16 protein-coding genes are annotated in these 15,261 nt (G+C 44.9%); 13 read left to right on the forward strand and 3 right to left on the reverse strand.

Translation table 11 applies throughout. The features are described 5' to 3' along the window. Positions 1 to 164 precede the first annotated feature (164 nt). From AB4507_RS21845 to flgA, 3 genes are all read right to left on the reverse strand, one after another. The gene (locus AB4507_RS21845) at positions 165 to 590 is read right to left on the reverse strand and encodes a flagella synthesis protein FlgN (protein ID WP_372129899.1); all 426 of its coding nucleotides are present in this window, start codon (positions 588 to 590) and stop codon (positions 165 to 167) included. Between the two features lie 66 nt (positions 591 to 656). Beyond that, the gene (flgM, locus tag AB4507_RS21850) at positions 657 to 974 is read right to left on the reverse strand and encodes a flagellar biosynthesis anti-sigma factor FlgM (RefSeq protein ID WP_017062263.1); all 318 of its coding nucleotides are present in this window, start codon (positions 972 to 974) and stop codon (positions 657 to 659) included. A gap of 178 nt (positions 975 to 1,152) precedes the next feature. Beyond that, positions 1,153 to 1,899 (reverse strand): flagellar basal body P-ring formation chaperone FlgA, encoded by a 747-nt coding sequence (flgA, locus tag AB4507_RS21855; RefSeq protein ID WP_372102449.1) that lies wholly within the window; start codon positions 1,897 to 1,899, stop codon positions 1,153 to 1,155. Between the two features lie 77 nt (positions 1,900 to 1,976). Between flgA and AB4507_RS21860 the strand changes: the two genes are divergently transcribed. The 13 genes from AB4507_RS21860 to flgL all read left to right on the forward strand — a co-directional run bounded on the left by AB4507_RS21860 (position 1,977) and on the right by flgL (position 14,988). Further along, the gene (locus tag AB4507_RS21860; RefSeq protein WP_017062261.1) at positions 1,977 to 2,903 is read left to right on the forward strand and encodes a chemotaxis protein CheV; all 927 of its coding nucleotides are present in this window, start codon (positions 1,977 to 1,979) and stop codon (positions 2,901 to 2,903) included. An 11-nt stretch (positions 2,904 to 2,914) separates the two neighbouring features. Then, positions 2,915 to 3,742 (forward strand): protein-glutamate O-methyltransferase, encoded by an 828-nt coding sequence (locus AB4507_RS21865; protein WP_004736174.1) that lies wholly within the window; start codon positions 2,915 to 2,917, stop codon positions 3,740 to 3,742. Positions 3,743 to 3,997: 255 nt separating this feature from the next. Continuing rightward, positions 3,998 to 4,393, forward strand: a complete 396-nt coding sequence (flgB, locus tag AB4507_RS21870) for a flagellar basal body rod protein FlgB (RefSeq protein ID WP_004736175.1) — start codon at positions 3,998 to 4,000, stop codon at positions 4,391 to 4,393. A 4-nt stretch (positions 4,394 to 4,397) separates the two neighbouring features. Continuing rightward, on the forward strand, positions 4,398 to 4,811 hold the full coding sequence (flgC, locus tag AB4507_RS21875) for a flagellar basal body rod protein FlgC (protein ID WP_004736176.1): 414 nt from the start codon (positions 4,398 to 4,400) through the stop codon (positions 4,809 to 4,811). A gap of 17 nt (positions 4,812 to 4,828) precedes the next feature. Then, on the forward strand, positions 4,829 to 5,542 hold the full coding sequence (gene flgD / locus AB4507_RS21880) for a flagellar hook assembly protein FlgD (RefSeq protein ID WP_010439286.1): 714 nt from the start codon (positions 4,829 to 4,831) through the stop codon (positions 5,540 to 5,542). Between the two features lie 49 nt (positions 5,543 to 5,591). Continuing rightward, positions 5,592 to 6,896, forward strand: a complete 1,305-nt coding sequence (gene flgE / locus AB4507_RS21885; protein WP_017062260.1) for a flagellar hook protein FlgE — start codon at positions 5,592 to 5,594, stop codon at positions 6,894 to 6,896. 251 nt (positions 6,897 to 7,147) lie between these two features. Further along, positions 7,148 to 7,897, forward strand: a complete 750-nt coding sequence (locus tag AB4507_RS21890; RefSeq protein WP_372102452.1) for a flagellar basal body rod protein FlgF — start codon at positions 7,148 to 7,150, stop codon at positions 7,895 to 7,897. A gap of 21 nt (positions 7,898 to 7,918) precedes the next feature. Further along, positions 7,919 to 8,707, forward strand: a complete 789-nt coding sequence (gene flgG / locus AB4507_RS21895) for a flagellar basal-body rod protein FlgG (protein WP_017062259.1) — start codon at positions 7,919 to 7,921, stop codon at positions 8,705 to 8,707. Between the two features lie 88 nt (positions 8,708 to 8,795). Then, positions 8,796 to 9,572, forward strand: coding sequence for a flagellar basal body L-ring protein FlgH (flgH, locus tag AB4507_RS21900; RefSeq protein ID WP_017069006.1), 777 nt, complete (start codon positions 8,796 to 8,798; stop codon positions 9,570 to 9,572). Between the two features lie 94 nt (positions 9,573 to 9,666). Continuing rightward, positions 9,667 to 10,758, forward strand: a complete 1,092-nt coding sequence (locus AB4507_RS21905) for a flagellar basal body P-ring protein FlgI (RefSeq protein WP_017062257.1) — start codon at positions 9,667 to 9,669, stop codon at positions 10,756 to 10,758. A 10-nt stretch (positions 10,759 to 10,768) separates the two neighbouring features. Next, positions 10,769 to 11,686: a flagellar assembly peptidoglycan hydrolase FlgJ gene (gene flgJ, locus AB4507_RS21910; protein WP_017064131.1), complete on the forward strand. Its 918-nt coding sequence runs from the start codon at positions 10,769 to 10,771 to the stop codon at positions 11,684 to 11,686. 220 nt (positions 11,687 to 11,906) lie between these two features. Continuing rightward, positions 11,907 to 13,787 carry a flagellar hook-associated protein FlgK gene (gene flgK, locus AB4507_RS21915; RefSeq protein WP_017067655.1) on the forward strand — a complete coding sequence of 627 codons (1,881 nt, stop codon included), beginning with the start codon at positions 11,907 to 11,909 and terminating at the stop codon, positions 13,785 to 13,787. Positions 13,788 to 13,797: 10 nt separating this feature from the next. Continuing rightward, positions 13,798 to 14,988 (forward strand): flagellar hook-associated protein FlgL, encoded by a 1,191-nt coding sequence (gene flgL / locus AB4507_RS21920; protein WP_017062254.1) that lies wholly within the window; start codon positions 13,798 to 13,800, stop codon positions 14,986 to 14,988. The last annotated feature ends 273 nt before the right edge of the window (positions 14,989 to 15,261 follow it).

Here is a 15,261-nt window from a genome sequence, read left to right on the forward strand (position 1 = left end):
CCTCCTCCTACTCGATTATTTATTGATTCGTTTGGCACATTTACCGACCTAGTGGGAGCTTTGACGGATGTCATGCTAAGGATAAGCTGAGATACAGATACAGATACAGATACAGATACAAGCAGGAAGGTGACTAAAGATATTATTGAATAGTGGGGGCTTAACTATGCTTTTACGTTGGTTCCCAGCGTAGAAATCGTATGCGTTTGACCGCCGGCATTGTAGGTCATGCCAATTTTACCGTGACTTTGCTGCATCATATTGCTGAGTTTTTTGAAGCTAAGGTGCGCTCGATTCAAGGCTTCGCCATTCACAAGGTTCGCTTGCTGGCAATCGTGCACTATGGACTGGATCTTGCTGACTAACTGAGCAAGTTCAGGGTTCTCGGTCAGTTCTGAGATATTGGTATGGGCTGCGATTCGCTGATCGGTTGATCTTAGTTGTTCAACTAGGACCACTTTTTCTTTGGCGATTCGCTCAATATCGTTTGATTGTCGGCTCGTAATAGCGGTTTTCTCTGAACTTAATAATTCAGATAAGGCTTTGGCATTTTGAAGTTGAAAATTAACTAAATCTGCTAGTGCCGCCATAACGTAAACCTATTCATAACCTCGTGTGCTTTAAGATAATCACTTCAATTAAAAGTGAGTGCTGGCTTAAAGACCTTTTAATTCATCTTCGAACTTGATCATGTTGTCTGCCAGTTTTTCTGGATCGACAGTGTATGAACCGTTCGCAATTGCTTCTTTGATCGCTGCTACTTTCACAGAATCAAAGCTTGGCTGTGCTGCCATATCTTGGTGGAGCTGACCAATCGCTTTGCCTTGTTGGCTCAGTGAAACCGCATCTTTGCTTGCTGGCGATTTAGTTGATACATCAGAGCGTGATGCCTCAGAACTAGAATCAGAGCGTACTGCTGATCGGTTAGTGGTCGTTAGGGTTTGCCCTGAACGAATATTATCAATGCCTGCCATAGTTAAGCCTTTTTCTTCAAAAATGGGAACCTGTACAGTCAATATCGACCAAGGGTTCGAATACTTTAGCAATTTTTAGCTCAATAGTCGAAAAGGGACCAAACACCGCAGCCGCTATATTTGGCGTTAGAGTTGAGGCTGAAATCGCTAACGATACCGTCAATTTAGAAGTAAAGAGTTAAAAGTAAACCGTGACTTCAGACATGCTGGTAACAATTCCTTCAATTATACGCTGTGATTTGTCATTTTTCACTCTTACTTGATCACCCATAGAGCCATCGGTAAGCGCAGTTCCTTTGGTGGTAATGGTCATGCCACCTTTTACTGCCTGTATGATAACCTTCTCGTTTCGGCACACGACACAGATATCACCTCTTTCTACAACATCGCCCGGTCTTAGGTTCTTTTTTACCTTAGCGCCGATGACCTGATGTGGAGCTGTGAAACCTTGGCGACGAAACTTGTTAAGAGAAATCATAGCGGTGGTAACATCGTATTGACCGACGATTTCGCCTCTCGCGAGTGAGCGAGTGGTGGTGACAAGAGGCACCGACATCGAAAGGCGCACCGGTACATAAACTCGCCACTCATCAGGAACACATTGCACTAAAACCGTAATACTGCTGCGGGTATTGGTGGTCGTTGAAGCGCTGGTCTCTAAAGGCACTGGGCAGTCTGTCGCTTTGATTCTTGAGTCAACATTTGCTGAATTAACAAAGAGTTCGCCACCTTGTGGCTGCTCAACTGTATCAAGGATATGTTGCTCCGCTGCAGACTGAATCATCTCAATTTGTTCTGGGGTCGCAGCTTGTACAAAAAAACTAAACAATATTGATAAAATGCCGATAAACTTAGCGACAGTTTTAAAAGTAGCTCTACACATTGCTATGGAAAGAGGTGGCAAATTTGCTTTATAATACGTCATTCTGTTTCTCTGGTGGTTCGTAGCCTGCAGTAGACTAACACTTTTTATACAAAAAAGTTTGATATGGAGATGAGCTCATGACGGGTATTCTTGATTCGGTGAATCAGCGTACGCAACTCGTCGGTCAAAACCGATTAGAATTACTAACCTTTCGCCTAATGGGGCGTCAGCGTTACGGCATTAATGTCTTTAAAGTAAAAGAAGTGCTGCAATGTCCTAAGCTGACAAAGATGCCAAACTTGAACCCACTGGTTAAAGGTGTAGCACACATTCGTGGCCAAACGATCTCTGTGATCGACTTGAGCTTAGCGATTGGTGGCCGTCCTACAACGGATATTGAAAAGTGTTTTGTGGTTATCTCTGAGTTTAACCGAACCATTCAAGGTTTCTTGGTAAGTTCAGTTGAGCGCATTATTAACATGCACTGGGAATCGATTCTTCCGCCGCCAGATGGCGCAGGTAGAGCTAACTACCTGACAGCGGTAACCAACATTGATAATGAATTGGTAGAAATTCTTGATGTTGAGAAGATCCTTGCAGAAATTTCTCCTGTTGATGAAACAATGGACAGCAAGATTGCTGAAGATATTGCGAAAGTAGAACAAGAGAAAGAACTGGTTCGCCGCATCTTGATTGCTGATGACTCGACCGTTGCTCGTAAGCAGGTTCAGCGTGCTATTGAGTCGATTGGTTTTGAAGTTATCTCGGTGAAGGATGGTAAAGAAGCCTATGAGAAGCTGATGCAGATGTCATCAGAAGGCAGTATTTACGATCAGATTTCATTGGTGATTTCTGATATCGAAATGCCAGAAATGGATGGATACACGCTGACTGCTGAGATTCGTCGTCACGCCGAACTTAAAGATTTATACGTAATTTTACACTCATCGTTGAGTGGTGTATTTAACCAAGCCATGGTTGAGCGTGTTGGAGCTAACTCCTTCATCGCTAAATTCAACCCAGATGAGCTTGGTGCAGCTGTAAAAGCTGCGTTAACTAACTAAAAGAGACATTAATGACTGCTATAACAATAAGTGATCAAGAGTATCGCGATTTCAGCCGTTTCTTAGAATCTCAATGTGGCATTGTATTAGGTGACAGCAAGCAGTATTTAGTGCGCAGTCGTCTAAGCCCATTAGTAACGAAGTTTAAGTTAGCTTCTTTGTCTGATTTGTTGAGAGATGTAGTAACAGGTCGAAACCGTGAGCTGCGTGTGGCTGCTGTCGATGCCATGACGACGAACGAGACACTTTGGTTCCGTGATACTTACCCGTTTGCTGTGCTTGCGGATAAGCTTCTACCGGAAATAGCGGCAAATAAACGTCCTATTAAGATTTGGTCTGCGGCAAGCTCTTCAGGCCAAGAAGCATACTCAATGGCAATGACGATTCTTGAAACTCAAGCTCGTAAGCCAGGTATGCTGCCAAATGTATCGATTACCGCAACTGACATCTCAGCAAGTATGTTGGATATGTGCCGCACTGGCGCTTACGACAACCTTGCATTGGGACGTGGACTTTCTCCAGAGCGCCGTCGTACTTTCTTTGAAGATGCGGGCGATGGCCGTATGAAAGTGAAAGATAACGTCAAGCGCATGGTGAACTTCCGCCCTCAGAACCTGATGGACAGCTATGCATTGTTAGGCAAGTTCGACATTATTTTCTGTCGTAACGTGCTGATTTACTTCTCGCCTGATATGAAGTCAAAGGTACTTAACCAGATGGCAAATAGCCTGAACCCTGGTGGGTACTTACTATTGGGCGCGTCTGAATCGTTAACAGGCTTAACCGATCGTTTTGAAATGGTTCGCTGTAATCCAGGCATCATCTACAAATTAAAGTAACGAGCGGCACCGATATTAGGTGTAAGGTTACCGTCTAAATTTAAAACCCAGCCAAGTGCTGGGTTTTCTTTTTCCTGCTTAAGCTATATCTTTAAGTCAGAGTGACATTCCAATTTACTCTATTTTTTGGCTTGTTTATTGCAAGTTTACCCACGAGTAACCTGTAAAAGCATTGATAGACCGCCTTGTTTCAAAAGTTGGTATATATATTGCTTTGGTTATTTCATAACAGTCAGTTCTTGAGTTGAGGTTTACATGGCTATTTCTTTTGACAATGCTTTGGGCATTCACCAGCACACAGTTGGTGTACGTGAGCGTAACGCTGAGGTGCTTTCCACCAATATCGCGCAAGCAAACACGCCTGGGTATAAAGCAAAGGGATTAGACTTTAAGAAATCGCTGCAAGCGGCAAGTTCTGGGGCAAGCATTGGTCTTAGCCGTACAGATGGTCGGCACATTTCTGCCTCAACAACGGTGAACGGGGAAACGAAGTATCGCATTCCTACCCAACCTGATACAGGAGATGGCAACACGGTTGATTTGGATTTGGAAAGAAACCTTTTCATGCAAAACCAAATTAGGCATCAAGCCTCTCTCGACTTCTTAGGAAGTAAGTTCAAGAATTTAACTAAAGCGATTAAAGGGGAATAATTAGATGAGTTTATTCAATGTATTCAATGTGACTGGTTCTGCGATGAGTGCTGAATCTGTTCGTCTAAATACGACCTCGAGCAACCTTGCGAACGCGGACAGTGTAAGTAGTTCTGCTGAAGAAACTTACAAGGCTCGTCACGCAGTGTTCGGCGCTGAGTTAAATAAAGCACGCAACAGTGGTCACACTGTGCCTGTGAAAGTATTAGGTATTGTGGAAAGCGATAAGCCGCTAAGCGCGGAGTACAACCCGGATCACCCATTAGCGAACAACGAAGGCTATATCTACAAGCCTAATGTCAACGTTATGGAAGAAATGGCAAACATGATTTCGGCATCACGTGCGTACCAAACAAACGTACAGGTTGCTGACTCGAGTAAACAAATGCTGCTGCGTACGCTGCAGATGGGTCAATAAGGATAAGGAGGTAGCACATGGCTGGAATCAACAACAATGTTGGTCAAAGCGGCTTGTCCTATGTTGACCAGCTGAAGAGTCTTCAAGATGGCGCTAAAAAGCCCGACGAAACAACAGGTAAGCAGGATCTTAAACAAGAAGACTTCTTATCTTTGTTGACTAAGCAACTAGCACAACAAGACCCTTTCAAGCCGGTTAGCAATGACCAGATGATTGCGCAAATGGCTTCATTTGCGACCGTAGATGGCATTGGCAAAATGAATACACAGTTTGAAAGCTTGAATTCATCAATGACCTCTAACCAAGCTCTTCAGGCCTCCTCTTTAGTTGGGCGTGATGTATTGGTTCCTGGTGCGGCAGGTGTAAAACCCGGTGATGGCGGTATGGCGGCAATGGTTAAGCTTCCTCAGGCAATGGACAATGTAATGGTCCGTGTTGAGAACGAAGTTGGCCAATTGGTTCGCACATTTGATATCGGCTCTAAACCATCTGGTGATACACGTGTTGAATGGGACGGAAAAGACGAAGACGGTAACCCATTGCCGGCCGGTAAATACAACGTGAAAGCGTCGGGTTTGCTGGATGGCGAGAACACAGAGTTCCAAGTTTCCAGTTATGCGAACGTGAACAGTGTGCTTCTTGGTAAGGGCGATGGCAACGTACTACTCAATCTGGCTGGTTTCACATCGCCAGTACGACTTGCTGAAGTACTAGAAGTTGGTAAAGCGTAGCTCTTTATTGAGTGACTATGCTAGCTAGATAGATTAGGAGAATAATGGAATGTCATATGTAGCTTTAAGCGGCCTATCCGCTGCACAATTAGACCTGAATACAACCAGTAACAACATTGCGAACGCGAACACATTTGGCTTTAAAGAGTCTCGTGCCGAGTTTGGTGATGTTTACTCAAGCTCGTTGTTCACTAACGCAAAAACGACGGCAGGTGGCGGTGCGCAAGCTAGCCAAGTGGCGCAACAGTTCCACGAAGGTTCAAGTATTTATACGAACAACCCAATGGACTTACGTGTAAGTGGTACAGGTTTCTTTGCAGTATCTAAAGACCGCATGGTGCCAGAGATTAACGAATTAACGCGTAATGGTGCATTTCACCTAAACAAAGACAACTACATGGTTACCGCTAATGATGAGTTTCTTTTAGGTTACGATGTTGATCCAAACTCGGGGGAAGTTCTTTCTTATGCGCCAAAGCCTCTCGACATTCCTGCTGAGTTTGGTAAACCAAAACAGACAGAAAACATTGAAGTAGGGGTTAACCTTCCTGCAAACGGTGATCTTAAAGACCCGGCTGCATTTAACTTCAAAGATGCTGATACTTATAACCGTGCAACGTCTTCGACGGTATACGATTCTATGGGTCAGTCTTACAAGTTAACGACTTACTACCTCAAAGATCAGACTCAACCAAACACTTGGCAAACGTACTACACCATGTCAGATGAGAACGGTGAGAAGCCGGTCAACATTACTGGTGGTGATGCGACGAATGCACAAGGTCATGTTGGTCACACAATGAAGTTCAACAATGACGGTACGTTAGCAAGCCTAAACAATGGTCAGCCGATTAACTCGGAACCACTGGGTGCTGGTGCGAACCCTATTGACTTGAACGGTGCTGATCCAACTCAAGTGCTTAAGTTTGGTTTAGATTCTTCAACTCAGTTTGCCGCTCCGTTTGAATTGACTAAGTTTGATGAAGATGGCGCGACAACAGGTTTCTTAACAAAAATCGATTTCGATGAGTACGGCAGTGTTCTAGGTACTTATTCAAATGGTGAAAACGTGATGCTTGGCCGTGTAGGCTTGGTTCGTGTACCAAATGAGCAAGGTCTGGATAAGAAAGGCGGTACTCAATGGGATTCTACCAACGACTCTGGTGACAAGATCTGGGGTGAATCGAACAAAGGTTCATTTGGTAGCATCAACAACGGCTCGCTAGAGCAGTCGAACATCGATATGACTCAAGAACTGGTTGATTTGATTTCTGCTCAACGTAACTTCCAGGCGAACTCGCGTTCTCTAGAAGTACACAACCAGCTACAACAGAATATTCTTCAGATTCGTTAATCGTTTAAAGCGTTTGAATCATCTGCGAATACCCAATTCAATGTTATTGAATTGGGTATTGTTGTTTGTCTTTTTATTTGCCGCCCCTATTGCCGCCCGGTAATGCCACTGGCAACAATTCTTCCTCAATGATCCTTTGATGATCACCCTTCTTGTTCGTTTTCTATTTAAATTATTGATAAATAACAGTTAAAAATATTGGCACAGTGTTTGCTTTATTAGCCCCAGAAGATGATTTTTGGAGCAAAATTATGGATCGCGCACTGTTTCTTGCCATGAGTGGCGCTAAGCAAAATATGCAAGCTTTGCAGCTACGTGCAAACAACCTTGCCAACGTAAGTACAACGGGTTTCCGTGCTGATTTAGCACAGGCACGTTCAATGCAAGCGTATGGCGAAGGCATGCCTACTCGTGTTTTCAGCATGACAGAGCGTCCGGGTCATAATTTCGCTCAGGGTAGTGTGGTTACTACTGGCCGAGATCTAGACGTTACCATTCAAGGTGATGGTTGGATTTCAGTGATGGACAATATTGGCCGTGAAGGTTTAACACGTAACGGTAACCTAAGGGTTGACCAAAACGGTTTACTAACCAACGCAAGCGGTCACTTAGTGCTTGGTGAAAACGATGCACCAATCACGCTGCCAATCCCAATCAGCAAAGTAGAAATTGGTACAGACGGTACGATTTCGGTGATTCCTCAAGGCGCTCCAGCTGAAGAATTGGCCGTGGTTGATCGTATTAAGCTTGTACGTCCAGACAACCAAAGTTTGTTTAAAGACACGAATGGTCTATTCCGTTCGAAAAACCCAGATCAGGCATACGAAGCAGATGCAGCGGTAACGTTGCTAAAAGGTGCTATCGAAGGCAGTAACGTAAATGCCGTAGGTGAAATGACCAGCCTAATTGACTTACAACGTCAGTTTGAAATGCAGGTCAAAATGATGAGCACAGCAGAGGAAATGGACAAGTCGTCTGATTCACTGCTTCGTATGAGCTAATAGAATTTAAAGGACATTGCTATGCATCCAGCATTATGGGTAAGTAAAACGGGTTTAGACGCCCAACAAACCAATATCTCAACGATTTCGAACAACCTTGCCAACGCCTCGACCATTGGTTTTAAAAAGAGCCGCGCGGTATTTGAAGATCTGTTCTACCAGAATATTAATCAACCGGGTGGTCAATCGTCTCAGAATACTGAGCTGCCAAGTGGTTTGATGCTGGGTGCCGGTTCTAAGGTCGTCGCGACTCAAAAAGTGCACACTCACGGTAACGCACAAACGACATCTAACAGCCTAGACATGATGATTGAAGGCGACGGTTTCTTCCAAGTTGAAATGCCAGACGGTGAAACAGGTTACAGCCGCAATGGTCAGTTCACACTGAACGGTGAAGGCGCGATCGTAACGTCGGGCCAAGGTTATCCTCTACAACCAGAAATTGTGATTCCTGAAGACGCGATCTCGGTAACGGTTGGTAACGACGGTGAAGTATCGGTTCGTCTACGTGGCGAGCAAAACAACGTCGTGGTTGGTCAAATTACCATTACTGACTTTGTAAACCCAGGTGGTCTAGAGCCAGTAGGTCAAAACCTTTACTTGCCAACTGGCGCGAGTGGCGACCCACAAGAGGGTGTACCGGGTTTTGATGGCCTGGGTAACATCCGCCAATCGATGCTAGAAACATCGAACGTAAACGTAACCGAAGAGCTGGTAAACATGATTGAAGCTCAGCGTGTATACGAAATGAATTCGAAAGTTATCTCGTCAGTAGACAAGATGATGAGCTTTGTTAACCAACAGCTGTAATTGGTTTATTCGCCGTTTACTTTTTTAATTAATCTATCTGTTTTTGCTAATTGACCCATTTACCACTGCCTGCTGAGAGTATATCGCCATGAAACGTATTTTTTGTTTAGCCCTGTTAGCTTCGATGACTGGTTGTACAGTACTGGATCCAATTGAGACGCCAGCACAAGAGAACGCGACCACAGTGGTTGATGCGGTTGAAGGCGATAAGTCGGCAGAAGAAAGTTCAGGAATTATCGACACGCTTCGTGGGCGAACCGATCCAATTGCTGGTGACCCTGCATGGGCGCCAATCAACCCCAAGCAGAAGCCAGAGCATTATGCAGCGGCAACGGGCTCACTGTTTAATGTGAACCACATTGGCAGCATGTATGACGACTCAAAGCCTCGTGGTATTGGTGACATCATCACTGTAGCGCTAGATGAGAGTACTCGAGCGACCAAAAAAGCCAACGCAGACATGTCTAAGTCGAATGATGCATCGATGGAGCCGCTGGCTGTTGGTGGTCAAGAGCTGACGATCGATAAGTACAACTTCTCTTACGATCTGAGCAACACCAATACCTTCGCTGGTGATGCATCAGCCAACCAAAGTAACAGCATCAGCGGCTATATCACCGTAGAAGTGATCGAAGTATTAGCCAATGGCAACCTAGTGGTTCGTGGTGAGAAGTGGATGACACTGAACACCGGCGATGAGTACATCCGCCTAAGCGGTACCATCCGTCCAGACGATATTGACTTCGAAAATACCATTGCTTCAAACCGTGTTTCTAACGCACGAATTCAGTACTCAGGGACTGGCGTACAGAAAGATATGCAAGAGCCTGGATTCTTGGCACGATTCTTTAATGTATCTCTGTAGAGCTTGATAGGACGACGACATACTGACAGCCTCTATCACTCAGCCACATTTAGCTAAGCTATTATAAATTAAAGCAATACAGACAGGTTACTCAATGAAAAAACTGACACTCGTACTATTCGGCATGCTATTTCTTGCCACCAGTGCCCATGCTGCGCGAATCAAAGACGTGGCAAAAGTGGCGGGTGTTCGTAGTAACCAACTTGTCGGTTATGGTTTGGTCACGGGCTTGCCGGGTACTGGTGAGACAACTCCCTTTACCGATCAAACATTTAACGCAATGCTGCAAAATTTTGGCATCCAATTGCCGCCCGGCACTAAGCCAAAAACCAAAAACGTCGCGGCTGTTATTGTGACTGCTGAACTGCCAGCATTCTCTAAGCAAGGCCAAGAAGTTGACGTAACCGTTTCTTCTATCGGTTCAGCAAAAAGCCTTCGTGGTGGTACCTTGCTACAGACCTTCTTGAAAGGTCTAGACGGTCAAGTGTATGCGGTCGCGCAGGGTAACTTGGTGGTAAGTGGCTTTAGTGCACAAGGTAACGACGGTTCTAAGATTGTCGGTAACAACCCTAACGTTGGTATCATCTCTAGCGGTGCGACGGTTGAACAAGAGATCCCAACGCCATTCGGTCGTGGTGACTACATCACCTTCAACCTAATCCAATCAGATTTCACAACGGCTCAGCGTATGGCTGATGCGGTTAATAATTTCCTAGGCCCACAAATGGCTTCAGCGGTAGACGCAACTTCAGTAAAAGTTCGTGCACCGCGTGAAATCAGCCAGCGTGTAGCATTCTTGTCGGCTATCGAAAACATCGAGTTCGACCCTGCTGAAGGCTCTGCAAAAATCATCGTCAACTCTCGTACAGGTACGATTGTGGTTGGTAAGCACGTTCGCCTAAAAGCGGCGGCGGTCACCCACGGTGGTATGACGGTTGCAATTAAAGAAAATCTAAACGTAAGCCAACCGAATGCATTCTCTGGTGGCCAAACGGTAGTGGTCCCTGATTCTGATATCGAAATCACGGAAGGCGATGGTAAGATGTTCAAATTTGAACCTGGCCTAACGCTGGACGATTTGGTACGCGCAGTCAATGAAGTGGGCGCTGCACCTTCTGATTTAATGGCAATCCTTCAAGCACTGAAACAAGCGGGTGCGATTGAAGGCCAATTGATCATTATCTAAGGAATAAAGCATGATTAAGAATAACAATGACATCGGCTTTATTCACGATATCGGTAGCCTAGACCGCCTTCGTCAACAAGCGGTAAACGGTGAAGAAGGTAGCGAGAAAGAAGCATTAACCGCGGCGGCAAAACAGTTTGAATCGATTTTCACCTCGATGTTGTTTAAGTCAATGCGCGATGCTAACTCGAGCTTTAAGTCGGATATGTTGAACAGCCAGAACGAGCAGTTCTATCGTCAGATGCAAGATGACCAAATGGCGAGTGAGTTAAGCGCTTCAGGTTCATTAGGTCTTGCAGATATGATCGTGGCTCAACTAAGCGCTGGCCAAGCAAGCGATACGTCTGAAGAGAAGGTTCGCAGTGAAGGCTTTGATGCTTCATTGCAAAGACCGCAATATTCAGGCCGTTCGGAAGAGCGAGCGTCAGACGTTCAACCTGCGCAAGCAGCAAAACAGCCAGTATCCTTTGATTCTCCAGAATCGTTTGTGACCTCAATGAAGCCTTACGCGGAAAAAGCGGCAAGTGCGCTTGGTGTGGACTCGTCTCTTCTATTGGCACAAGCTGCCCTTGAAACGGGTTGGGGTTCTAAAATGGTTAAGAACTCTTTGGGCAACAGCAATAACTTATTTAACATCAAAGCAGATAGAAGTTGGAAGGGCGATAAGGTCGCGACTCAAACTCTTGAGTTCCATGGCAAAACCGCCGTTAAAGAGTCAGCTTCCTTCCGTTCTTACTCTAATTTCGAAGATAGCTTTAATGATTACGTGAAGTTCTTGAACGAAAATCCAAGATACGAAACGGCGCTACAGCATCAAGGCAATTCAGAGAATTTCATCAAAGGTATTCATCAGGCTGGTTACGCAACTGACCCTAACTATGCAGACAAGGTTTTACGAGTTAAAGCCAAGATTGATGAGATGAACTAGCATCATAAATCAACATAGAGAGCTTGCTACTGGCAGGCTCTTTTCTTCTCCGCCCCTTCAGTTCTTACGCGTAATCCATAGTTATCTCCTTACACTTCAATAAATTATCGTCTTTTAATTTCCTATTGTTTTTGTTGGCACATATATTGCAATTATCTTAGTAATATACGGTTGTAGTTAATCAGTTCATTCTGGTTTTGTTAAGTTTTTTGGGGGCATTATGGCGTCGGATCTTCTGAATGTAGGGGCACAAAGTGTTCTTACGGCTCAGAGACAGCTCAACACCACAGGTCATAACATTTCTAACGCTAACACAGAGGGCTATAGCCGCCAGTCTGTGATTCAAGGTGTGAATGACCCGCGCCAGTACGGTGGGCAATCCTACGGTATGGGGGTACATGTGGAAAATGTTCGCCGCTCTTGGGATCAGTTTGCCGTCAAAGAACTTAACTTATCGACAACCAATGCCGCCAACAAAGGCGATACCGAAGCCAACCTCGATATGCTGTCGAGCATGTTGTCGTCGGTCGCTTCAAAGAAGATTCCAGAAAACCTCAACGAATGGTTTGATTCCGTTAAGACTCTCGCCGATACCCCAAATGATGTGGGTGCGCGTAAGGTCGTGTTAGAGAAAGCAGGGCTTGTAACTAAAACCTTGAATGAATTTCATGAAACAGTTCGTCAACAGTCTGATTCTACCAATAAAAAATTAGATATGGGTATCGAGCGAGTTAACCAACTTGCGTACGAGATCCGTGATGTTCAGCGTTTAATGATGCGAACTCCTGGGCCTCATAATGACCTACGAGATCAGCATGAAAAGTTGATTAATGAGCTTTCTGGTTACACCAAAGTTACGGTGACACCACGCTCAAATGCCGAAGGGTTTAATGTCCATATTGGTAATGGCCATACCTTGGTCTCTGGTAGTGAAGCGAGTCAGCTGAAGATGGTTGATGGCTTACCCGATGCACATCAGCGCCGCCTAGCGATTGTTGAAGGTAAGTCTTTAAAACCGATCACCAGCAGTGATATCGACGGAAAAATCGGCGCCATGCTAGACATGCGTGACGAACATATCCCAGCAATCATGGATGAGCTTGGTCGTTTGGCGACCGCGTTTTCATATGAGGTCAATAGTCTTCAAGAACAAGGTTTGGATCTTAACGGCAACGTAGGTAAGGACTTGTTTACCGACGTGAACTCAGAGCTGGTGGCAAAATCTCGTGTCACGGCTAGCGGGCAATCGAAAGCCGATGTTGCGGTATACATTGATGATACTTCTGCCTTAAAAGGCGGTGAGTATGGACTGAAATACGATGGCAGTGATTATGTCGTGACTAAGCCGAACGGTGAGACCGTTAAGATGGCGACCGACTCTAGCGGTAGTGCTTTTTATCTTGATGGCATGCGAGTGGAAGTACGTAACCCTCCTGAACTAGGAGAGAAACTGTTACTGCGTCCAACGCGTAATTTTGCTGCGCAGATTCATATGGAAACCAAAGACCCGAAAGACATTGCTGCGCAAAGTTATGAGGCATCGACCACGTTTGCCAAGGGTACAGCGGGATTTAAAATCCTAGAAGCAGGTCAACTGCGTGAGTTTGAAGTGATTGTCTCACCAAAAGGTGAGCAGTTTGCTGTGACGGATCCGAAGGGTAACATTTTAATGCAGCCTCAACCGTATCCGCCACAAGGGCCAGTGACCATCAACGGTACAACGTTTGAGCTCACACCCGGTGCGGTGGCAAATGATAAGTTTACGGCAAACCTTGTCCCATCAGAAGGTGACAACGGTAACCTGCGTAAGCTACAAGATCTTCAAACAGGAAAGCTGTTGAATGATGGTGAGTCTACGATTTTAGACCTTTACCACAACTTGAATACTAATACGGGCTTGAAGTCTTCAACGGCAAATCGCCTGAGTGATATTGCGACATTAGAAAAACAGTCGGCTCAAGAACGTATTGCTTCTATCTCGGGAGTAAACCTCGATGAAGAAGCGGCAAACATGATGAAATTTCAGCAAGCGTATATGGCTTCTTCACGTATCATGCAAGCAGCCAACGATACGTTTAACACTATTTTGGCTCTGAGATAGGAAGGTATAAATGTTGAATCGTATCTCTAGCTTCCATAATTATCAGTCAGTACAAAACGACTTGCGCCGTCAAGAGAACAAGGTGCATCACAACCAAGCGCAACTCGCTTCCGGTAAGAAGTTGCAGTCGCCAAGTGATGATCCTCTTGCGACTCACTATTTACAGAATATTGGTCAGCAATCAGAGCAGCTTAAGCAATATAGTGACGCAATCGTCTTGGTTCGTAATCGATTAGAGCATCATGAGGTATTGGTCTCCAACACCGAAGGCTTTGCTGATGAAGCAAAACGAACCGTGATGGAAATGATTAACGGTGCGCTTTCTCCGGAAGACCGTTTAGCTAAGAAGCGTGAAATTCAAGAACTGGCGAATAACTTCCTGCATTTAGCCAACTCTCAAGATGAGTCGGGTAACTACACGTTTGCAGGCACTAAGCCGAAAAATCAGCCTTTCTTTCGAGATAACGAAGGGAATGTGACATATCAAGGTGATGACTACCAACGCAAGATGCGTGTGGCAAGCAGCTTTGAAATGGCAATGAATGATCCGGGCAGCAAGATGTTTATGGAAATAGACAACCCGTTCGGTGACTACGAACCTCAGTACGAGCTTGAACCTGCGTCTGAGTTATTGCTCGGGCGTGCGACCAACAGCGATGAAGATGGGTCTACTTATAAAGTGACGTTTGTCGACATGCAGACGGGCAATTTCGCTTATCAGCTTGAAAAAGACGGCGCAGTGGTTGCGGCAGAAGATTTTGATCCTTCGACAGGCATTGTTTATGAAGGGCTGAATATTCAAATCAAAGGCCAAATCACTAAAGGTGATTCGATCACCTTAGAACCACGAGAGACTTTCTCTATCTTTGATACGTTCAAAGAGGCTGCTGAGCAGGCTGAAAACCCGGTATCGGATGCATCAGCAACAGCGAAACTGCACCAAGTAACTGAAGAGTTCCACGCTGCGTTTATCCATTTGACCAAGGCAAGAACCGATGTTGGTGCACGCTTGAGTACTTTGGATATTCAAGAGCAACAACATGAAGATTTCAAGTTGTCTTTAGCAAAAGCAAAAAGCAACTTTGAAGACTTGGATTACTCGAAAGCGATCATTGAGTTCAATGAAAACTCTCGAGCACTACAAGCTTCTCAACAAGCGTTTGGCAAAACCAAAGACCTGACCTTGTTTAACTATATTTAATGATCAATCGGTATTTAATGGTGGCTTGTCGATCACCATGGCGTTGATTCCTTGCCGTATGTGCTATGCCATACGTGCGAATGACGCCACAGTTTGCCGCTTTTTTGTACGAAGCATGATGTTTCTAGAATAGCGGCAAAAAACGGCAATAAGGAAGGTGAATGTTTTTCATCTTCTAATAGTAGAAAATCATAATTGCGCAGTGTTGTTTGTAAGCTTCTGATTTTTAGATAATTAAAAAATTATTTATATGATATTAAACTTGGCATACAA

Source organism: Vibrio sp. 10N.222.54.A3 (genome assembly GCF_041474095.1).
GTDB classification, from domain to species: Bacteria; Pseudomonadota; Gammaproteobacteria; order Enterobacterales; family Vibrionaceae; genus Vibrio; species Vibrio crassostreae_C.